Source organism: Paraburkholderia sp. RL17-373-BIF-A, assembly GCF_046030175.1.
GTDB lineage: Bacteria > Pseudomonadota > Gammaproteobacteria > Burkholderiales > Burkholderiaceae > Paraburkholderia.
Genome location: NZ_JARESO010000039.1, coordinates 1 through 21171 on the forward strand (window position 1 = coordinate 1; position 21171 = coordinate 21171).

General features: G+C 62.7%; 16 protein-coding genes. 14 read left to right on the forward strand and 2 right to left on the reverse strand.

Features of this window, described 5'->3' with window-relative positions; genetic code table 11:
* Window positions 1-114: 114 nt before the first annotated feature.
* A complete protein-coding gene (locus tag P0D80_RS33945; protein WP_408180879.1) occupies window positions 115-1311 on the reverse strand; it encodes a M20 aminoacylase family protein in 1197 nt (398 codons plus the stop codon).
* Window positions 1312-1498: 187 nt separating this feature from the next.
* Here P0D80_RS33945 and P0D80_RS33950 point away from each other — a divergent pair, with 187 nt between their 5' ends.
* A complete protein-coding gene (locus P0D80_RS33950) occupies window positions 1499-3577 on the forward strand; it encodes a molybdopterin-containing oxidoreductase family protein (protein WP_408180842.1) in 2079 nt (692 codons plus the stop codon).
* Window positions 3578-3723: 146 nt separating this feature from the next.
* A complete protein-coding gene (locus P0D80_RS33955) occupies window positions 3724-5397 on the forward strand; it encodes a long-chain fatty acid--CoA ligase (protein ID WP_408180843.1) in 1674 nt (557 codons plus the stop codon).
* A 182-nt stretch (window positions 5398-5579) separates the two neighbouring features.
* Here P0D80_RS33955 and P0D80_RS33960 read toward each other — a convergent pair whose 3' ends face one another.
* On the reverse strand, window positions 5580-6749 hold the full coding sequence (locus tag P0D80_RS33960) for a porin (RefSeq protein WP_132372906.1): 1170 nt from the start codon (window positions 6747-6749) through the stop codon (window positions 5580-5582).
* A 303-nt stretch (window positions 6750-7052) separates the two neighbouring features.
* Here P0D80_RS33960 and coq7 point away from each other — a divergent pair, with 303 nt between their 5' ends.
* From coq7 to murC, 12 genes are all read left to right on the forward strand, one after another.
* Window positions 7053-7691: a 2-polyprenyl-3-methyl-6-methoxy-1,4-benzoquinone monooxygenase gene (gene coq7 / locus P0D80_RS33965; RefSeq protein WP_132372908.1), complete on the forward strand. Its 639-nt coding sequence runs from the start codon at window positions 7053-7055 to the stop codon at window positions 7689-7691.
* Between the two features lie 409 nt (window positions 7692-8100).
* Window positions 8101-8529, forward strand: a complete 429-nt coding sequence (gene mraZ / locus P0D80_RS33970) for a division/cell wall cluster transcriptional repressor MraZ (RefSeq protein WP_012434430.1) — start codon at window positions 8101-8103, stop codon at window positions 8527-8529.
* 15 nt (window positions 8530-8544) lie between these two features.
* Window positions 8545-9498, forward strand: a complete 954-nt coding sequence (gene rsmH / locus P0D80_RS33975) for a 16S rRNA (cytosine(1402)-N(4))-methyltransferase RsmH (protein WP_408290420.1) — start codon at window positions 8545-8547, stop codon at window positions 9496-9498.
* A complete protein-coding gene (ftsL, locus tag P0D80_RS33980; RefSeq protein ID WP_408290422.1) occupies window positions 9495-9845 on the forward strand; it encodes a cell division protein FtsL in 351 nt (116 codons plus the stop codon). Before rsmH ends, ftsL begins: the two co-directional genes overlap by 4 nt.
* A complete protein-coding gene (locus P0D80_RS33985) occupies window positions 9842-11707 on the forward strand; it encodes a peptidoglycan D,D-transpeptidase FtsI family protein (RefSeq protein ID WP_408290424.1) in 1866 nt (621 codons plus the stop codon). The genes ftsL and P0D80_RS33985 overlap by 4 nt, the downstream gene beginning before the upstream one ends.
* The gene (locus P0D80_RS33990; RefSeq protein ID WP_408290426.1) at window positions 11704-13251 is read left to right on the forward strand and encodes a UDP-N-acetylmuramoyl-L-alanyl-D-glutamate--2,6-diaminopimelate ligase; all 1548 of its coding nucleotides are present in this window, start codon (window positions 11704-11706) and stop codon (window positions 13249-13251) included. The genes P0D80_RS33985 and P0D80_RS33990 overlap by 4 nt, the downstream gene beginning before the upstream one ends.
* Window positions 13248-14660 (forward strand): UDP-N-acetylmuramoyl-tripeptide--D-alanyl-D-alanine ligase, encoded by a 1413-nt coding sequence (locus tag P0D80_RS33995; protein ID WP_408290428.1) that lies wholly within the window; start codon window positions 13248-13250, stop codon window positions 14658-14660. Before P0D80_RS33990 ends, P0D80_RS33995 begins: the two co-directional genes overlap by 4 nt.
* A gap of 17 nt (window positions 14661-14677) precedes the next feature.
* On the forward strand, window positions 14678-15847 hold the full coding sequence (mraY, locus tag P0D80_RS34000) for a phospho-N-acetylmuramoyl-pentapeptide-transferase (RefSeq protein ID WP_106285161.1): 1170 nt from the start codon (window positions 14678-14680) through the stop codon (window positions 15845-15847).
* Between the two features lie 23 nt (window positions 15848-15870).
* Window positions 15871-17385, forward strand: a complete 1515-nt coding sequence (gene murD, locus P0D80_RS34005; RefSeq protein WP_408290431.1) for a UDP-N-acetylmuramoyl-L-alanine--D-glutamate ligase — start codon at window positions 15871-15873, stop codon at window positions 17383-17385.
* A complete protein-coding gene (gene ftsW, locus P0D80_RS34010; RefSeq protein ID WP_132372922.1) occupies window positions 17382-18656 on the forward strand; it encodes a putative lipid II flippase FtsW in 1275 nt (424 codons plus the stop codon). The genes murD and ftsW overlap by 4 nt, the downstream gene beginning before the upstream one ends.
* Window positions 18653-19771, forward strand: coding sequence for an undecaprenyldiphospho-muramoylpentapeptide beta-N-acetylglucosaminyltransferase (gene murG, locus P0D80_RS34015; RefSeq protein WP_408290434.1), 1119 nt, complete (start codon window positions 18653-18655; stop codon window positions 19769-19771). Before ftsW ends, murG begins: the two co-directional genes overlap by 4 nt.
* The gene (gene murC, locus P0D80_RS34020) at window positions 19768-21171 is read left to right on the forward strand and encodes a UDP-N-acetylmuramate--L-alanine ligase (RefSeq protein ID WP_408290436.1); all 1404 of its coding nucleotides are present in this window, start codon (window positions 19768-19770) and stop codon (window positions 21169-21171) included. The genes murG and murC overlap by 4 nt, the downstream gene beginning before the upstream one ends.

The window sequence follows — 21171 nt, forward strand, 5'->3', positions numbered from 1 at the left end:
CCGCGTTCGCGCTCGAGCGAGCGTGCAAGCGCCAAGAAACGTCACTCATCCCTAACGCGACGAAACAACAGGGGCGATGAACCAATCACCGCCGCCAGCCTCCTCGGACGAACTCTATTTGTCTTGCGCGAGAAACCGCTGAGCCAGCCGTACCCAGTACGTCGAGCCGATCGGCAGCAACTCGTCGTTGAAGTCATAGCTCGCGTTATGCAGCATGCACGGACCTGCGCCATGGCCTGAATCACGGTGCCCGCCGTCGCCATTACCCAAAAATGCGTAGCAGCCCGGTTTGGCAAGCAACATGAAAGAGAAGTCCTCTGCACCCATCGTCGGTTCAACCGCATCGTCGACATTTTCCGGACCGACGATTTCCTTCATCACTGTCGCCGCAAAGCGCGCCTCTTCGCTGCTGTTGATCGTCGGCGGGTAGTTTCGGTGGAATTGAATATCGACCGAGCAATCGTAGGCTTCGGCCGTGCTCTCCGCGATTTTGCGCATGCGCGCTTCGATCAGATCAAGCGTATCGGTCGTAAACGTCCGCACCGTGCCGGCGATCCACGCGTTGTTCGGAACGACATTGACTGCGTCGCCGGCGTGAATCTGGGTGATCGACAACACTGCTGTGTCGAGCGGCTTCTTGTTCCGCGTGATGATGCTCTGCAGTCCGTTCGCAATCTGCACTGCAGTGAAGACGGGATCGCGGCCGTTGTGCGGTAGCGCAGCGTGCGAACCTACGCCCTTGATTTCAATGTGAAATTCGTTGCTCGACGCCATGATTGGCCCTTCAGTCACGCCGAACTGCCCCGCCGGCATGCCCGGCCAGTTATGGATGCCGAATACTGCATCGACCGGAAATTTCACGAACAAGCCGTCGTCGATCATGGCCTGCGCACCAGCGCCCCCTTCTTCGGCGGGCTGGAAAATGAACACGATCGTGCCATCAAATTCGCCGTGTTTGACCAGGTGCCGCGCGGCACCGAGAAGCATCGCCGTATGTCCGTCATGGCCGCACGCGTGCATCTTGCCGTCGTTTTTCGACCGATGGTCGAAGCTGTTCATCTCCTGTATCGGCAGCGCATCCATGTCGGCCCGCAGGCCAATCGAGCGTGAACCATTGCCGCGTTTCAATACGCCGACGACGCCGGTTTTGCCCAACCCTCGATGAGTTTCGATACCCCAGGACTCGAGGGTTCGTGCCACCAGATCGGCCGTCGCCGTTTCTTCGTAACGCAGTTCTGGGTGGGCGTGGATGGTTCGTCGAAGGGTCTGAATTTCGCCGTGAGCGGCTTGAATTTCGGGGATCAGTTTCATGATGTAGTGGTGACGCGTCTGTGCTTTGGCTTGCGTGGAATCGCTCGGGGCCCCATTGGCCCGGGCACGGTAATAACCGATTCTACGCCGAAGGCCTTTTTGGCGGCACCACGCAGGCCAAGCAGCAATTGCCGTAATAGAATCCCGCATTGCTCCACCGCTCACCGCCCCATTGAACGGATCGCCGATGAATGCTCCGACTGAACTCGCCCGCGCCGTATGCCCGCATGACTGCCCCGACACCTGCGCGATGCATGTGACGGTCGAGGCCGGGCGCGCGATCAAGGTCGTCGCTGATCCCGAGCATCCCCCGACGCAAGGCGCGCTGTGCACGAAGGTCAGCCGCTATGCGGAGCGTGTGCATCATCCACAAAGATTGACGACTCCGATGAAGCGCGTCGGCCGTAAAGGCGAGGGCCGTTTTGAGCCGATCAGCTGGGACGAGGCGTTCCAGTTCGCTGCCCGCCGGCTTTCGGAGATTGCGCGCCGCGCGCCGGAAGCGATCGTCCCCTACAGCTATGCCGGCACGATGGGTTTGATTCAGGGCGACAGCATTGCGCAGCGATTTTTTCACAAGCTCGGCGCATCGCAACTGGACCGTACGATCTGCGCGGCCGCGGGCGCCGCCGGGTTGAAGTACACCTATGGCGCGAACATTGGCATGCTCACCGAGTTTTTCGACGAGAGCGAAGTCATCCTCATCTGGGGCTCCAATCCCATCGCGTCGAACCTGCATTTCTGGACGCGTGCCCAACACGCCAAACGCCGCGGCGCACGGCTGATCGCGATCGATCCGTACCGCTCGCTGACCGCCGAAAAATGCCATCAGCATATTGCCCTGAAACCCGGCACCGACGGTGCCTTGGCGCTCGGCATGATGAATGTGTTGATCACGGAAAATCTGCTCGATCACGCATACATCGAGGCCCACACACTAGGTTTTGAAAAGCTGAAGGCCCGCGCGCTCAGCTATCCGCCGTCGCGTGTCGCCGAAATTTGCGGCGTTGATGAGCACGTTATCGTCGATCTTGCGCGACTTTACGGTGGCACGAAAAAGGCTGCGATCCGCATGAACTACGGCCTGCAACGGGTGCGTGGCGGCGGCAATGCCGTGCGTGCCATCGCTTGCCTGCCGTCGTTGACGGGTGCATGGCGCGAGAGAGCGGGTGGCGTGCTGCTGTCTTCGGGCAGTTGGGCCCCGGTCGACTCGCATGCGTTGCAGCGTCCGGACCTGATGCCCGGGTGGCCGTCGAAAGTAAGCCGTGTCATCAATATGAATGCGATCGGCGACGCGTTGCTGCACCAGGGCGACGCCACGTTCGGCCCTAAAGTCGAAGCGATCGTCGTTTATAACTCGAATCCCGTGGCTGTCGCGCCGGATTCCGAGCGAGTCGCCGCGGGTTTCGCGCGTGAAGATCTGTTCACCATCGTGCTAGAGCATTTCCAGACCGACACCGCCGACTACGCCGATCTGCTCCTGCCTGCGACGACCCAACTGGAACACCTCGACGTCCACAAGTCGTACGGTCATACGCACGTGATGGTCAACCTGCCGGCAATCGCACCCGTCGGCGACGCACTCCCGAACACAGAGATTTTTCGCGGATTTGCACGCCATATGGGACTCGATGAACCGGCGCTGTTCGAGAGCGACGAGACCGTCGCGCAGGCCGCGTTCCGCTGGGAAGACAAGACGCTCGAAGGTGTGGACTGGCAGACGTTGAAGCAAAGTGGCTGGGCCCCGCTGAATCTGCCCGACGCGCCTTTCGCCGAAGGCGGTTTCCGAACGCCGTCCGGCAAATGCGAGTTCTACAGCGAGCGCCTCGCACAGCAGGGGCTCGACCCGCTCCCAGACTATCTGCCGCCTTACGAATCCGCCGACGGCGCACCGGAACTCGCCGCCCGCTATCCGCTTGCCATGATCTCGCCGCCGGCCCGCAACTTCCTGAACAGCACCTTCGTGAACATCGAAAGTCTGCGTTCGACGGAAGGGGAGCCGCATCTCGACATGCATCCGGCCGACGCACAAGTACGCGACATCGTCGACGGCGATCAGGTGCGCATCTTCAACGATCGCGGTTCGATGCAGGCGCGCGTACGCGTCACCGATAAAGCACGCGAAGGGCTCGTCGTCGGCCTGTCGATCTGGTGGAAGAAGCTCGCGCCCGACGGCCGCAATGCCAATCAGCTCACCAGCCAGGCGCTCACCGACCTGGGCGGATCGGCAACTTTCTACGACTGCCTGGTCGAAGTCGAGCGCATCTGAAACCCGCTCAAGCATCCCGCAACGCTCGTCTTTCACGGGTTCGAGGCTGCAGTCTAACCAAGCCGCTTTTCGCGAATAGCAACGGGGTGCCCATGCTACGATGCGTTTTTAGCACGACCATTCGAAAATAAAGGAGGAGACGCTGCATGGACAAAATCTGGCTGAAATCTTATCCGCCCGGCGTTCCCGCAGAGATCGACCCGAGCCGCTATTCGTCGGTGGGAGAACTGCTCGAAGAAGCCTTCCGCGACCACCGCGCCAAACCGGCATTCGTCTGCATGGGCAAGGAGATCAGCTACGGCGAGCTCGACGCGCTTTCGCGCAAGCTCGCTGCGTGGTTTCAGTCGAAGGGCCTTGTCCGCGGCGCGCGCATCGCGATCATGATGCCGAACGTGCTGCAGTATCCGGTGGCGATTGCAGCCATCTTGCGCGCGGGCTATGTGGTCGTGAACGTGAACCCGCTTTACACCCCGCGCGAGCTCGAGCATCAGCTCAAGGACAGCGGCGCGGAAGCGATCATTCTGCTCGAGAACTTTGCGGTCACGCTGCAGGCGATCGTACGCAACACCTCGATCAAGCATGTCGTCGTGGCCGCAATGGGCGACCTGATGGGGATCAAGGGCACGCTGGTGAATTTCGTCGTGCGCAAGGTGAAGAAGATGGTGCCGGCCTGGAGTCTGCCCGGGCACGTCAAATTCAACACCGCGATCGCGGAAGGCGCGCGCCAGAATTTCAAGCCGGTCCAGCAAGGACCTGAAGACGTCGCTTTTTTGCAGTACACCGGTGGAACGACGGGCGTGGCCAAGGGCGCGACGCTGCTGCATCGGAACCTGATCGCCAATGTGCTGCAGTCGGAGATTTGGCTCGATCCGGTTCGCGCAAATCGCACGGATCTCGATCAGTTCGTCACCGTCGTCGCGTTGCCGCTGTATCACGTGTTCGCGCTGACCGTGTGCGGGCTGCTGACAATCCGTACCGGCGGCCTCGGCGTGCTCATTCCGAATCCGCGTGACATTCCCGGCATGATCAAAGCGCTGGAAGGCTATCCGATCACGACGATTCCCGCCGTCAACACGCTGTACAACGCATTGTTGAATAGCCCGGATTTCCACAAGCTCGATTTTTCGAAGCTGATCGCCGCGAACGGCGGCGGTATGGCGGTGCAGGAAGCCGTCGCCAAGCGCTGGTACGAGCAGACGCATACGCCGATCATCGAAGGATACGGGTTGTCGGAAACGTCGCCGTGCGTGACCTGTAATCCGGTCACCGTCACCGAATACAGCGGGACGATCGGCTTGCCGTTGCCGTCGACAGAAATCTCGATTCGTGACGACGAGGGCAACGAAGTGCCGCTCGGCCAGCCGGGCGAAATTTGCATCCGCGGCCCTCAGGTGATGGCGGGCTACTGGAACCGTCCCGACGAAACCGCGAAAGTGATGACGCCGGACGGCTTCTTCAAATCAGGCGATGTCGGCTTCATGAACGACGGCGGTTTCGTCAAGATCGTCGACCGTAAGAAGGACATGATTCTGGTGTCCGGTTTCAACGTCTATCCGAATGAAATCGAAGACGTGGTCGCCAAGCTGCCGGGCGTGTTCGAAGTCGCGGCGGTGGGCGTGCCGGACCAGCATTCGGGCGAAGCCGTAAAGCTGTTCGTCGTGAAGAAGGACCAGGCGCTCACCGATGCTGACATCTTCGCGTACTGCAAGCAGCAGCTGACCGGCTACAAGCGGCCGAAAATCGTCGAATTCCGCACTGAACTGCCGAAGAGCAACGTCGGCAAGATTCTGCGCCGCGAGTTGCGCGACGGGCGGGCATAGGCGGATCACACGCTGATCACGCACGAAGCCGGCGCGAAGTAGCGAGTAAGCGAAAAAGGCCCAGCAGACGAAAGTCTGCCGGGCCTTTTCTTTTCGGCCACCGCGAAAACCCGCCGACAGCGCGCGCCATAAAAAAAGGCGCCCGAAGGCGCCTTTGAGGCAAACTGCTTTTTTACGACTTATTAGAACTTGTGGCGGATGCCGACGCGAGCCGTGAACTGGTTCTGGTTCGACGAACCGGTCAGGCCGTTGATGCCTGCCGTTGCGTCGACCACAGCGCCACCAGCGGTGACCGTGTCGCCCAGAGCGTGTTGGTACACACCCGTCACGTACACGTCGGTACGCTTGGACAGGAAGTAGTCCACGCCAATCGCGCCTTGGTGGTACTGAGCGCGCGAATTGCCGTTGATTTCTGCGCCGCGCGTGTAGTCATACGCTGCGCCGACCAGCAACGCCGGGGTCAACTGATACTTGAAGTTGACTTCCGCGTTGTTGAACGTAGCCGACTGGCCCTTGAACGGCGATGCGAACGAAGCGCCGAGGTTGCCGAAGCGGATGTTCGAGTACGTCAGGCCAACCGTTGCTGCGCCGAACGTGTATGCGCCGCCTGCACCGATCACCTGGTACGTGTTAGCCGACGAGAAGCCAGCGTAGACCGGCGACGTCACAGCAGCAGCCGGTGCTGCAGCCGTGCCGCCGTTGTTGAACAGGCCACCCGAAGCTGCCGGGCTGCGTGCGTTCAAGTAACCAACGCCCAAGACGAGGGGACCGTTGTTGTAGCCAGCGCCCAACGACCAGATCTGGTTCGACGTGACGTTGCCGGCGATGCCGCCGAAGCTGTACGTGCCGCCGAACGTCAGGCCGCCGTAGTTTGCGCTCGTGTACTTGACCGTGTTGTTGGTGCGGTACGCGTTGTTGAAGTTGTCGATGTCGCCCGGGTGAGCAGCGATGTAGCCGCCCCACTGGTCGCCTGCTTCCAGCGGACCGACGTAGTCGACGACGGAGTCGTACTGACGACCCAGCGTGACCGTACCGAACTGGCTCGACAGGCCGACGTAAGCTTGACGACCGAACATCAGGCCGCCTTGACCCAGCTTGCCGTTGTTCACGTCAAAGCCGTTTTCCAACACGAAGATTGCCTTCAGACCGCCGCCCAGATCTTCCGTGCCGCGCAGGCCGAAACGCGAACCTTGCAGAACGCCGCTGGACAGGTTGTACAGGTGCTTGCCACCCGAGTTGGTGTTGATGTTGAAGCCTTCGTCAATGATACCGTACAGGGTCACGCTGCTCTGAGCATGTGCGACGCCTGCGAATGCGCCCAGTGCTGCGAGAGCGAGAAGCGACTTTTTCATCGAATGATCTCCAAGGATTACGAATCTTTTGTACAAGGCGGAATATTTATCTAGCGTTGAGGCCTTGCTTGTCCAACTTCGCGAGAAGTTGCACGTAATGTAACAAAAGGCATACATGGCACAAAGAAAAAGGAGCGGGGCGGGAACGCTCCTGTTTCGTTTACGCAACATGGTCTAGAATCGGAGATTGGCCGCTCGAGTCATGCGGTTTGAAGGTTTCCGTGAAGCCTGATTTGCGCCGCAAAGCCTTGTTGAGCGGCCTTGGCGGATCGGTGAGGCGGCTGTCGAATGAGGGAGTGCTGAATGTTTCTGGACGAGTTGATTAGCGAGTTTGATCGGGGTTTACGCTCAATGACCGGCGTGTCGCGGATGAGTCGTCCGTTGCCGGTTCCGCAAGAATCTACGGTGACGGAACCGGCGCCCGAACTCTCACCGGCGGAGCGTGCGCACGCGGCTGGATTGATGCGCGTGAACCACGTCGGCGAGGTCTGCGCCCAGGCGCTCTATCAGGCTCAGAAACTCGCAACCAAATCGCCTTCCTTGCGGGCTGTGTTCAATCGCGCCGCGATCGAGGAAGAAGATCATCTCGCGTGGACTTCCAAACGTCTCGAAGCGCTCGACTCGCGTCCCAGTCTGTTGAATCCGCTCTGGTACACCGGCGCGCTCGCAATCGGCCTCGCGGCAGGGCGTATGGGCGACCGCGTCAGCCTCGGCTTTATGGCCGAAACCGAGCGCCAGGTGGAGCAGCATCTCGACAGTCATCTGGACGAGTTGCCGGCCGCCGACCACGAGTCGCGTGCGATCGTCGAACAGATGCGCGTGGACGAAGCAGAGCATGGCAAGGCGGCGATGGAGGCCGGCGGCCTCGAACTGCCGTTTCCCGCGCGCGCATTGATGCGCGCCGTGTCGAAAGTCATGACGCGCACCGCCTATTACATATAAGTTAAAGCCCGCCGTTCACGCACCTCTCGAAAGTGGGACGGCGCCTCGCGCGCCGTCCGCCCGAAGTACCCGGAAACGCCATCCCACACCTGCCGATCCCGCTTAACGATCTCTTTCATTCCGCGCCTTTCCCCCGCACTTTTCACGTAACACCTTCACAAGTTGCACTAGCTCATTCATTTATAACGGTTTTCCGTTTTATGCTTGACGTGAAGGAGTCGCGCTAAGTCCTTGTTCTAACAAACAAAATTCGCCGGAAAAGCACGCATCTCCCTTGACCCCTGTTTAGCGTTCCTCTAAAGTGGGAGACAGTGTGAGAAAGTGTATTTTTGTGTGATCTCACAAACGGTTTCGGGTAGATTTTCACGGATCGGGTAGCCGGCGCAAAAGCGCCGCAGGGGAGAGCGAAGTGTTCCAAGGGGCGTCGGCGCTGACGCTCGATGCGAAAGGGCGGATGTCTATTCCCTCTCGATATCGGGATGCGCTGCAGACACAGGCAGAGGGCCGGGTGACGATCACCAAGCACCCGGACGGCTGCCTGTTGCTCTTTCCGCGCCCCGAGTGGGAGATCTTTCGCGACAAGGTCGACAAGCTGCCTATGAACGCGACCTGGTGGAAGCGCATTTTTCTCGGCAACGCAATGGACGTTGAAATGGACGGTGCAGGGCGCGTGCTCGTGTCGCCGGAATTGCGCACGGCTGGTGGGCTGGAAAAAGAAGTGACCTTGCTCGGCATGGGTCGTCACTTCGAGTTGTGGGATGCACAAACATACGCCGCGAAGGAACAGGCGGCAATGGCCGAGGGCATGCCCGACGCGTTAAAAGATTTCACGTTCTGATCGCGGTTTACATATATGGCACCTGCGATGGGAAACGAATTGCAGCATCGCACGGTGCTGTTGGAAGAAGCGGTTCAAGCGCTGGTCACACGCGCGGACGGCGTGTATGTGGACGGCACGTTCGGGCGCGGCGGTCATAGCCGCCTGGTGCTGGAGAAGCTGGGTGAAGGCGGGCGTCTGATCGCTTTCGACAAAGATCCGCTCGCCATCGCCACGGCGCAGCAGATTGCCGATCCGCGCTTTGGCATCGTGCACGAGAGTTTTGCTTCACTGCGCACCGCGATTGCGGAGCGCGGCGTAGGACGGGTGTCGGGTGTTTTGCTGGATCTGGGCGTGTCGTCGCCGCAAGTCGACGATCCGGAGCGGGGCTTCAGCTTCCGCGCCGACGGCCCGCTCGACATGCGGATGGACCCGACGCGCGGCGAATCCGCGGCTGACTGGCTGGCGCGGGCCACGGTGCAGGAATTGACGGAGGTGATACGAGATTATGGGGAAGAACGGTTTGCTTTTCAGATTGCAAAGGCGCTTGTTGCTCGCCGGGCAGAGTCCGACCGTCTTGGGCCTCTCGTCAGCACGGGCGAGCTTGCCCAAATCGTGGCTAACGTCGTCAAAACCCGTGAGAAGGGCAAGGATCCGGCAACCCGCACCTTTCAAGCTATACGGATTCACATCAATCAAGAGCTTGCGGAGCTGCAAGTCGTTTTAGAAGCAGCGTTGTCGCTGTTGGAGCAAGGGGGGCGGCTGGTGGTCATCAGCTTTCATTCGCTCGAGGACCGGATCGTCAAGCGATTCATGCAGGCGCACGCGAGTACGCCTGCGGTGGATCGCCGTCTGCCGATTCGCGCAGTCGATCTGCCGAGCCCTCCGCTCAAAATCATCGGCCGTGTGTTCGCGAGCGACGCTGAAGTCGCCGCGAACCCGCGCGCCCGTTCTGCCGTGATGCGTGTGGCGGAGCGGATCGCACCATGAACCGCCTCAATATCTTCCTGCTGATCATCGTGATGGGCTGCGCCTTGTCTGTCGTCAACGCTACCAATCAGCAGCGTCAGATCTTCATCCAGTTGCAGCGCGCTCAATCGCAGGAGCGTCAGCTGCAGCAGGATTATTCGCAACTTCAATATCAGCAGAGTGCGCTGTCGAAAACGTCGCGCATCGAGAATATCGCCACTGATTCCCTGAAGATGCAATCGGTCACCACCGGCCGCACCCAGTACCTCACGCTCGATCCGGGCGCGGTGAAGGCCGACGACGCACCGATTCCGACTTCCGGCCCGGCATCGGCGCCGGCGGCGACCCGTCGCGGAGGCGTGCGATGAAAAAATCATCGGCTCGCAAGAGCGTGGCTTTCTCGGCCAATCCGATCCTGTCGGTGCGCCTGCCGATGTGGCGTTCGAAACTCGTCGTGTTCCTGCTGTTCTTGGCGTTCGTCGCGCTCACCGCGCGCGCGTTCTGGATCCAGGGCCCGGGCAACGCGTTCTATCAGAAGCAGGGTGAAATCCGCTATCAGCGCCGGCTCGAACTGCCGGCCACGCGCGGCAAGATTCTCGACCGCAACGGTCTCGTGCTCGCCACGAGTCTGCCGGTGCGCGCGATCTGGGCGATTCCCGAATCGGTGCCGGACGACCTCGGCGCGGACAAGCTGACGTCGCTCGGCAAGCTGCTCGGCATGACCAACAAGGAACTGCGCGCCAAGCTCTCGGAAGACAAGAACTTCGTCTACGTGAAGCGCCAGGTGCCGGTGGACGTTGCCGCGAAAGTCACCGCGCTGGACATCCCCGGCATTTACGCGCGCGACGAGTACAAGCGCTTCTATCCGGAAGGCGAGATCACGGCTCACCTGATCGGCTTCACCAATGTGGAAGACGAAGGCCAGGAAGGCGTCGAACTCGGCGACCAGAAGCTGCTCGCCGGCATGTCGGGCAGCCGCCGCGTGATCAAGGACCGCATGGGCCACATCATCGAGGACGTGGACGAGCAGGTCGTGCCACACAACGGCCAGGACGTGGATCTCTCGATCGACAGCAAGATTCAGTACATCGCCTATACGAACCTGAAGGCGGCAGTCGAGAAATTCAAGGCGAAGGCCGGCGCGGCGATGGTAATCGACGTGCGCACCGGTGAAGTGCTGGCGCTCGTCAATTACCCGACGTACAACCCGAACGACCGTTCACACCTGACCGGCGACCAGTTGCGCAACCGCATCCTGACCGACACGTTCGAGCCCGGCTCGATCATGAAGCCATTCACGGTCTCGCTCGCGCTCGATCTGCACCGCGTCACGCCGACTACACTGGTTGATACAGGCGGCGGCCGCTTCGTGCTTGACGGTGCGCCGATTACCGACGACAGCGCGTTCGGCGTGCTGACGGTGGGCGGCGTGATCCAGAAGTCGAGCAACATCGGCGCGACGAAGATCGCCATGCAGCTCAAGCCCGAAGAGATGTGGAACATGTACACCAGCATCGGTCTCGGCCAGGCGCCGAAGGTCGGTTTCCCGGGCGCGGCGGCGGGCCGTCTGCGTCCGTGGAAGAGCTGGCGCCGCATCGAACAGGCGACCATGTCGTATGGCTATGGCCTGTCGGTGTCGCTGTTCCAGTTGGGCCGTGCTTACACCGCGATCGCGCATGACGGCGAGATCATGCCCGTGTCGATTTTCCGCACGCCTGGCGATCAGCCGGCCACCGGTCCGCAGATCTTCGCGCCGACCACCGCTCGCCAGGTGCGCGCCATGCTCGAAACCGTCACGGCGCCGGGCGGCACGTCGCCGGATGCGGCAGTGCCCGGCTATCGCGTCGGCGGCAAGAGCGGTACGGCATACAAGCACGGCGCACACGGCTACGACCACTCCAAATATCGCGCTTCGTTCGTCGGCATGGCGCCGATGCCGAACCCGCGCATCGTCGTGGCCGTCTCAGTCGATGAACCGACGGCGGGCAGCCACTTCGGCGGTCAGGTGTCGGGCCCGGTGTTTTCGAGCATCGTCGGCGATACGTTGCGCTCGTTGAATGTGCCGCCGGACATGCCGGTCAAGCAAATGGTGGTGTCCGACGATTCGGCCCCGGCCGCGCCGACCGCGCCGGCTACGCCTGCCACGGTCAAGAAGCTTTCCACCAGCGCCGGCGCGAAGAAGATGACGATTTCCGCGAACGCGAAAAGCCACCCGGGAGTCGTGCGATGAGCATGTTGCGGCAGAAGCATCCCGCGCAGCGGCAGATCGCCGACGCCCTCGCCTGGTTGCACGCGCGCGTGCAACCAGGCGCGCATCTGCACGCCGACACGCGCTCGCTCGCGGCCGGCGACGCGTTTTTCGCCTATGCGGTGGACGGCGCTGACAACCGCCCGTTCATTGACGGCGCGATCGAACGCGGCGCCGCCGCCGTGCTGGTTCAGCCTGAAGGCTTCAGCGGCGCGATCGATCCGTCGAACACGCTGGCCGTGCCGGCGTTGAACGAGCTCGCGGGTTCGATCGCGAGCGGCTGGTACAACGATCCGAGCGACGGCATGCTGACGGTCGGCATCACCGGCACGAACGGCAAGACCTCGTGCAGCCAGTGGATCTCGGCGGCGCTGACGGCGCTCGGCACGCGCTGCGCGATCATCGGCACGCTCGGCACCGGTTTGCCGGGCCACCTCGTGCACACCGGCTTCACCACGCCCGACGCACCGCAACTGCAACGCAGTCTCGCGCACTTGCGCGACGCGGGCGCGCAGGCGGTGGCGATGGAAGTGTCGTCGCACGCGCTGCATCAGGGGCGCGTGAACGGCACGGCGTTCGACATCGCCGTGTTCACGAATCTCACGCAAGACCATCTCGACTATCACCACACGTTCGAAGCCTACGAAGCCGCCAAGGCGCGTCTCTTCGCCTGGCCGGAACTGCGCGCGGCCGTGATCAACCGCGACGATGCGGCGGGCCGTCGTTTGCTCGCCAGCACGCAAGGCCATGCACGCACGATCGCTTATGGGCTAGACGACACGCTGCAAGACGCGCCGCAAGCCGACGCGTTGCTGCTCGCCTCGAATGTGCGCGCAACGGCAACGGGCACCGCATTCCATTTGAGCACTTCCGACTGGGGCGATGCCGACGTCGAAGTGCAAACGCTCGGCGCGTTCAACGTGAGCAATCTGCTCGGCGTGCTGGGCGCATTGCTCGCCGCTGACGTGCCGTTCGACGCCGCGCTGGCCGAACTGGCGAAGCTCGAGTCGGTGAACGGCCGCATGCAGCGTCTGGGCGGCCGCTTGCAGAACGACGAGCCGCTCGTCGTGATCGATTACGCGCACACGCCGGACGCACTGGAAAAGACACTCGAAGCGCTGCGCCCGATGGCAACCGCGCGCGGCGGCGAACTGATCTGCATGTTCGGCTGCGGCGGCGACCGCGACGCGACCAAGCGTCCGCTGATGGGGGCGATCGCCGAGAAGATCGCCGACGGCGTCGTGGTGACCAGCGACAACCCGCGCAGCGAAGATCCGCAATCGATCATCGAGCAGATCGCGGCGGGCATGAAAGACGCGTCGAAAGCGCGCCGTATCGAGGACCGCGCGAGCGCGATCCTGCAAGCGATCCGCAGCGCCGCGCGCGAAGACGTCATCGTGCTGGCCGGCAAGGGGCACGAAGCAACACAGGAAATCATGGGCAAGAAACGCGCTTTCTCCGATCAGGATCACGCTCGCCTCGCGCTGGCCGCGCGCGCGACGCAAGCACGCGGAGGTGGCGAATGAGCATGTTCTCGCTGCGTGAAGCCGCCGCTTTGATCACGGGCGCAACCGTGCTGGGTGACGACGACGTCACGTTCGATCGCGTTTCCACCGACAGCCGCAGCGCCGGACCGGGCGATCTGTTCGTCGCGATCAAGGGCGACCGGTTCGACGCGCACGACTTTCTGCCGGACGTCGCCGCGCGCAACGTGAGCGCCGTGCTGGTCTCGCGCACGCCGCAAGACTGGAATGTTCCCGCGCTGAAAGTCACCGACACGCGCGTGGGTCTGGGCGCGCTCGCACGCGGTTGGCGTCGCAAGTTCAGCATGCCGCTCGTCGCCGTGACGGGCAGCAACGGCAAGACCACGGTCAAGGAAATGATCGCGTCGATCTTCGCCGCCGCGGTCGGCGCCGACGCGCGTCTGGCCACCGCGGGCAACTTCAACAACGACATCGGCTTGCCGCTCACGTTGTTCCGTTTGCACGCCGCGCACCAACTGGCGGTAGTCGAACTCGGCATGAACCATCCGGGCGAAACCTCGGAGCTCGCGAAAATCGCCGAGCCGACGGTCGCGGTGGTGAACAACGCGCAGCGCGAGCATCAGGAATTCATGGCGACGGTCGAAGCCGTCGCGCTCGAACACGCCAGCGTGATTCACGCGCTGTCGCCGGAAGGCGTCGCCGTATTCCCCGCCGACGACGCCTACGCGAGCATCTGGCGCGTAGCCGCCACCGGCAGCCGCATCATGGACTTCGCGCTGAACTCCGCCGAGCGCACGACCGAAGCCGCGGTAAAAGGCACGTTCGACGGCAACGTCTTGAGCATCGACGCGCCTGAAGGGCAAGTCGAAGTCACGCTGAAAGTGCTCGGCGACCACAATGCGCACAACGCGCTGGCCGCAACATCGGCCGCTTTGGCCGCAGGCGTTTCGCTCGACGCGATCAAGCGCGGTCTCGAATCGTTCGGCGCCGTGAAAGGCCGCTTGCAGGTGAAGCAGGCCGTCCTCGGCACGCTCGCCGGCGCCACTGTGATCGACGACACCTACAACGCCAACCCCGATTCGATGCGCGCCGCGATCGACGTGCTCGCCTCACGCGCCGCGCCGCGCGTGCTGGTGATGGGCGACATGGGCGAAGTCGGCGACAACGGTCCGGCGTTTCACCGCGAAATCGGCGCTTACGCCAAGGAACGCGGTATCGACGCGCTGTACGCCATGGGCGACGCTTCGCGCGACGCCTGCACCGCGTACGGCGCCAACGCGCATCACGTCGCCGATATCGGCACGCTGGTCGCGCAATTGCAGCAGGCCGGTTTCGGTCCTGCCGCAACGCTTCTCGTGAAAGGCTCGCGCTTCATGCAGATGGAGCGCGTGGTGGACGCCGTAACGAGTCCACAACCCAACGCTGCGGGCAGTAAGCCCGCCGCACATTGAAATAGAAGGACCGAAGCATGCTACTGGCGCTGGCGCAATGGCTGCAGAATGACGCAAGCTTCTTGCGCGTGTTCAGTTATCTGACTTTCCGTGCGGTGATGGCGACCATCACCGCGCTGCTGATCGGGCTCGTCTGTGGCCCGGCGGTGATTCGCAAGCTGACCTCCATGAAGGTCGGTCAGGCAGTTCGTAAAGACGGTCCGCAGACTCACCTCGTCAAATCCGGCACGCCGACCATGGGCGGCGTGCTGATTCTGCTCGGCATTGCCGTGGCCACGCTGTTGTGGGCCGATCTGACGAATCGCTTCATCTGGATCGTGATGCTCGTCACGTTCGGTTTCGGTGTGATCGGCTGGGTCGACGATTACCGCAAGGTGGTCTACAAGGATCCGCGCGGCATGTCGTCGCGCGAAAAGTATTTCTGGCAGTCGGTGATCGGTCTGTTCGCAGCCGTGTATCTCGCGTTCAGCGTGTCCGAAGCGAGCAATGTGCGCGTGTTCGACCTGTTCATGGCGTGGGTGCGCAGCGGCCTCTCGATGGGCCTGCCGGCGCGCGCCGACCTGATGCTGCCGTTCGTCAAATCGATCAGCTATCCGCTCGGCGTGTGGGGCTTCATCGTGCTGACGTATCTGGTGATCGTCGGCGCGAGCAACGCGGTCAACCTCACCGACGGCCTCGACGGTCTCGTGATCATGCCGGTCGTGCTGGTCGGCGCGTCGCTGGGTGTGTTCGCGTATGTGATGGGCAGCTCGGTCTACTCGAAGTATTTGTTGTTTCCGCATATCGCAGGCGCGGGCGAATTGCTGATCTTCTGTTCGGCGATGGGCGGGGCAGGGCTCGCGTTCCTCTGGTTCAACACGCACCCGGCGCAGATGTTCATGGGCGACGTCGGCGCGCTCGCGCTCGGCGGCGCGCTCGGCACCGTGGCGGTGATCGTGCGCCAGGAAATCGTGCTCTTCATCATGGGCGGCATTTTCGTCGCGGAGACGCTTTCCGTGATGTTGCAAGTGACGTGGTTCAAATTCACCAAGCGCCGTTTCGGCGAAGGGCGGCGTCTCTTCAAGATGGCGCCGCTGCATCACCATTTCGAATTGTCGGGGTGGAAGGAAACGCAGGTGGTCGTGCGCTTCTGGATCATCACGTTGATGTTGTGTCTCTTTGGTTTGTCCACGCTCAAGTTGCGTTAAGCAGGTATTAGGGGAAGCAGGCGATGTTCGGCGAGAAGTTTCGGGATCGGCAAAAGCCGATGGTGCTCGTGCTGGGACTGGGTGAATCCGGTCTCGCCATGGCGCGCTGGTGCGCGCGGCACGGCTGTCGGCTGCGTGTGGCCGATACGCGTGAAGTGCCGCCGAACCTGCCCGCGCTGGAAGCGCACGGCATCGACGCCGCATTCGTCGGTGGCCCGTTTTCGACGGCGCTGCTCGAAGGCGTAGAACTCGTCGCCATCAGCCCCGGTTTGTCGCCGCTGGCTGCTGACCTGTTGCCGCTGATCTCGGCGGCGCGCGAACAGGGCATCCCCGTGTGGGGCGAACTCGAACTCTTCTCGCAGGCGTTGAAGACGCTCGGCGAAAGCGGCTACGCGCCGAAGGTGATCGCGATTACCGGCACCAACGGCAAGACCACGACCACGAGCCTGACCGGCCTGCTGTGCGAACGCGCCGGCAAGAAGGTCGCGGTGGCCGGCAACATCAGCCCGGCGCTGCTCGACAAACTCTCGGAAGCGATCGACAACACCGCATTGCCCGACGTGTGGGTGCTGGAGCTGTCGAGCTTCCAGTTGGAAACCGCGCATACGTTTACGCCGGATGCGGCAGTCGTGCTGAACATCACCCAGGATCATCTGGACTGGCACGGCGGTCTCGACGCCTACGCCACCGCGAAGGGCCGCATCTTTGGTGCACAGACCGTGCGCGTGCTGAATCGCGATGACTCGCGCGTCATGAAGCTCGCGCCCGCGGAAGACAACGAAGCCGAGATGGTCACATTCGGCGTCACCGAGCCGAAGAACGACGGCGACTACGGTCTGCTGCGCGACAACGGCATGATCTGGCTCGTAGAGGCGCACGATCGCGACGCGAGCGACGAGCCGGTGCCGAAGCGCCGTCGCAAGAACGAAGTGGTGACGCCGCCGAACATCGCGCTAAAACAACTGATGCCCGCGGACGCCTTGCGTATTCGCGGTCTGCACAACGCCGCCAATGCGCTCGCCGCTTATGCACTCGCGCGCGCGATCGGTCTGCCGGGCGCGCCGCTTCTGCACGGCCTGCGCGAATATCACGGCGAGCCGCATCGTGTGGAATTAATCGCGTCGATCGACGGTATCGACTATGTGGACGACAGCAAGGGCACCAATGTCGGCGCGACGGTGGCCGCGCTCGACGGCCTTGCGCAGCGCATCGTGCTGATCGCCGGCGGCGACGGCAAGGGCCAGGATTTCGAACCGCTCGCCGCGCCGGTCATGCGCTGGTGTCGCGCCGTGATGTTGATCGGCCGCGACGCGCCGCAGATCCGCGCCGCGCTGGAAGACACCGGCATCGCCATGACGGATCACGCCACGCTCGAAGAAGCCACGCGCGCCGCAACCGCGCTCGCGGAGCCGGGCGACGCCGTGTTGTTGTCGCCGGCTTGCGCGAGCTTCGACATGTTCAAGGGTTACGCGCACCGCGCCGCGGTATTCCGCAGCACGGTAGAAGACATCGCGGCCGAACGGGGGACGATGATATGAGCTGGTCGGAACGTTTCGGTTCGCGTCAAGCCGCCGCCGGCGACGCGGGTGGTTCGGGCGGTGCGGCGCGTGTCGGCCGCACGGGCGGCAGTGGGCTCGCAAGCGCCGTCAACGGCGTGCGTCCATTGCGCTCGCGCATGCTCGACTACGATCACTCGCTGCTGTGGGTGGTCGTCGCGCTGCTCGGTCTCGGCGTCGTGATGGTGTATTCGGCGTCGATCGCCATGCCCGATTCGCCGAAGTACGCGTCCTATCGCGACTACGCGTTTCTCGTGCGCCAGATCATCTTCGTGGTGATGGGCTCGGTGATCGGCGTCGTGTCGTTCCGCATTCCGATCGCGACGTGGGACAAGTACGCGCCGAAGCTGTTTCTAATTTCGCTGGTCGCGCTGGTGATCGTGCTGATTCCGCACGTCGGCAAGGGCGTGAACGGCGCGCGCCGCTGGATTCCGCTCGGCATCACGAACATGCAGCCGTCGGAAATCATGAAGCTCGCCGTGACGATTTACGCGGCGAACTACACGGTGCGCAAGCAGGAATACATGCACAGCTTCGCCAAAGGCTTTTTGCCGATGGCGGTGGCGGTGGGTCTCGTCGGCGCGTTGCTGCTGCTCGAACCGGACATGGGCGCGTTCATGGTGATCGCGGCGATCGCGATGGGCGTGCTGTTTCTCGGCGGCGTGAACGGCAAGCTGTTCGGCGGCCTGGTGGCAACCGCGGTCGGCACGTTCAGTTTGCTGGTGTGGGCGTCGCCGTGGCGTCGTGAACGGATTTTCGCGTACCTCGATCCGTGGGACGACCGTTACGCGCAGGGCAAGGCTTATCAATTGACGCACTCGCTGATCGCGTTCGGCCGCGGCGAGTGGTTCGGCGTGGGTCTCGGCGGCAGCGTCGAGAAGCTCAACTATCTGCCGGAAGCGCATACCGACTTCATCCTCGCGGTGATCGGCGAGGAACTCGGTTTTATCGGCGTGCTGGTGGTGATCCTGATGTTCTACTGGATCGTGCGCCGCTCGTTCGAGATCGGCCGTCAGGCGCTCGCACTCGATCGCACGTTCGCGGGCCTGGTCGCGAAGGGCGTCGGCATCTGGTTCGGCGCGCAGACCTTCATCAACATGGGCGTGAACCTCGGCTTGCTGCCGACCAAGGGTCTCACGCTGCCGCTCGTCAGTTATGGCGGCTCGGGCATTGTGCTGAACTGCGTCGCGGTTGCAGTGTTGATGCGCGTCGATTACGAGAACCGGGTGTTGATGCGCGGAGGGAAAGTATGACCGCTCTGCCGCAACGCACGCTGATGGTGATGGCCGGAGGCACCGGGGGACACGTGTTCCCTGGGCTCGCGGTCGCTCATCTGATGCAGGCGTGGGGCTGGAAGGTCGTATGGCTCGGCAATCCCGCGGGCATGGAAGCGACGCTGGTGCCGAAGCACGGCATCCCGATGGAATACGTGCGCTTCGGCGGACTGCGCGGCAAGGGCATGAAAACCAAGCTGATGCTGCCGCTGAATCTGCTGCGCGCCTGCACGCAAAGCCTCTCCGTCCTGCGTCGCGTGAAGCCGGATGTGGTGCTCGGCATGGGCGGCTACATCACGTTTCCGGCCGGCTTGATGACCGCATTGAGCGGCCGTCCGCTGGTGCTGCATGAACAGAATTCGATTGCCGGTCTAGCGAACAAGGTGCTCGCGAAAGTTGCCAAGCGTGTGCTGGTTGCGTTCCCGAATGCATTGCCGCACGGCGAATGGACGGGAAATCCGATTCGTGAGGAACTTGCGCGCGCAATTGCACCCAAAACACGCTACGCGCAACGCAGCGGTCCGTTGAATGTGCTGGTCGTGGGCGGCAGTCTGGGCGCGACGGCATTGAATGAAGTCGTGCCGCGCGCGGTGGCCTTGCTCGCGCCGAACGAACGGCCGCGCATCGTGCATCAGGCGGGCGCGAAGCACATTGAGGCGCTGCGCGAGAACTACGCGGTAGCCGGTTTGCAAGCGGGCGCCGGCGTCGAACTCGTACCGTTCATCGACGACATGACGAGCGCCTACGCGAACGCGGACCTGGTGATTTGCCGGTCCGGCGCGATGACGGTGTCCGAGATTTCAGCAGTAGGCGTGGCGGCGTTCTTCGTGCCGTTCCCGTATGCAGTAGACGATCACCAAACCACTAATGCAGCGTTCCTCGCCGACAACGGCGCGGCGCTGGTCGTGCAGCAACGCGATCTGTCGGCGGAAACCCTCGCTGACTGGTTGCGCAGCCAGACGCGAGAAACCCTCGCGGAGATGGCGGAGCGTTCGCGCTCGCTCGCGAAACCCGACGCCACGGAACAGGTCGCGCAGATTTGCGCGACCGTGGCGGGTTCGATTTCGGGCGCGAGCCCAGAAGGAAAGCAATGAAACACATCGTCAAACACATTCACTTTGTCGGCATCGGTGGTGTCGGCATGAGCGGCATCGCGGAGGTGCTGGTCAACCTCGGCTATCAGGTGAGCGGCTCGGATCTCACGAGCAACGCGATCACGGATCGCCTCGCCGCACTCGGCGCACGGATCGCGATCGGTCACGCGGCGGAGAACATCGAAGGCGCGAACGCGGTGGTCGTCTCCACGGCGGTGCGCAGCGACAACCCGGAAGTGCTGGCCGCGCGTCATCGCCGCATTCCGATCGTGCCGCGCGCAGTGATGCTCGCGGAACTGATGCGCCTGAAGCAGGGCATCGCGATTGCCGGCACGCACGGCAAGACCACGACCACTTCGCTGGTGGCGAGCGTGCTCGCGGCGGGCGGTCTCGATCCGACCTTCGTGATCGGTGGCCGGCTGATCAGCGCGGGCGCGAATGCGCGGCTCGGCACGGGCGACTTCATTGTCGCGGAAGCCGACGAGTCGGATGCGTCGTTCCTGAATCTGTTCCCGGTGATCGAAGTCATCACGAACATCGACGCCGATCACATGGACACCTACGGCCATGACTTCGCGCGGCTCAAGCAGGCGTTCATCGAATTCACGCACCGTCTGCCGTTTTACGGTATCGCGGTGCTGTGCGTCGACGATCCGAACGTGAAGGAAATTCTGCCGTTCGTGTCGAAGCCGATCATCCGCTACGGCTTCGCGCCGGATGCGCAGGTGCGCGCGGTCAACGTACAGGCGCGCGACGGCAAGATGCATTTCACCGCCATGCGCGAAGACGCGGCGCCGATCGACATCGTTTTGAACCTGCCGGGCGAGCACAACGTGCAGAACGCTTTGGCCGCAATTGCAATTGCGACTGAACTTGAAGTGAAAGATGCCGATATCCAGCGAGCGCTGGCGGATTTCAACGGCGTGGGCCGACGCTTCCAGCGCTACGGCGAAGTGCCTGTCGTAAGCGAAGGTCAAGCCGCGGGCGCATACACGCTGGTGGATGACTACGGTCATCACCCGGTCGAAATGGCGGCCACGGTGGCGGCGGCGCGGGGCGCATTTCCGGGCCGGCGTCTGGTGCTGGCGTTCCAGCCGCACCGCTTCACGCGTACGCGTGATTGCTTCGAGGATTTTGTGAAAGTGCTGTCGACCGTCGACGCGCTCGTGCTGACCGAAGTCTATTCGGCTGGTGAAGCGCCGATCGTCGCCGCGGACGGCCGCGCCTTGGCGCGTGCGCTGCGTGTGGCGGGCAAGGTCGAGCCGGTGTTTGTCGATACGGTGGATGAAGTGCCGGACGCGCTCTCAGCAGTGGTGCGCGACGGCGATGTGGTGATCACGATGGGCGCGGGTTCGATCGGCGGTGTGCCGGGTCGCCTCGCGCAGGAAACGAAGGTGTGA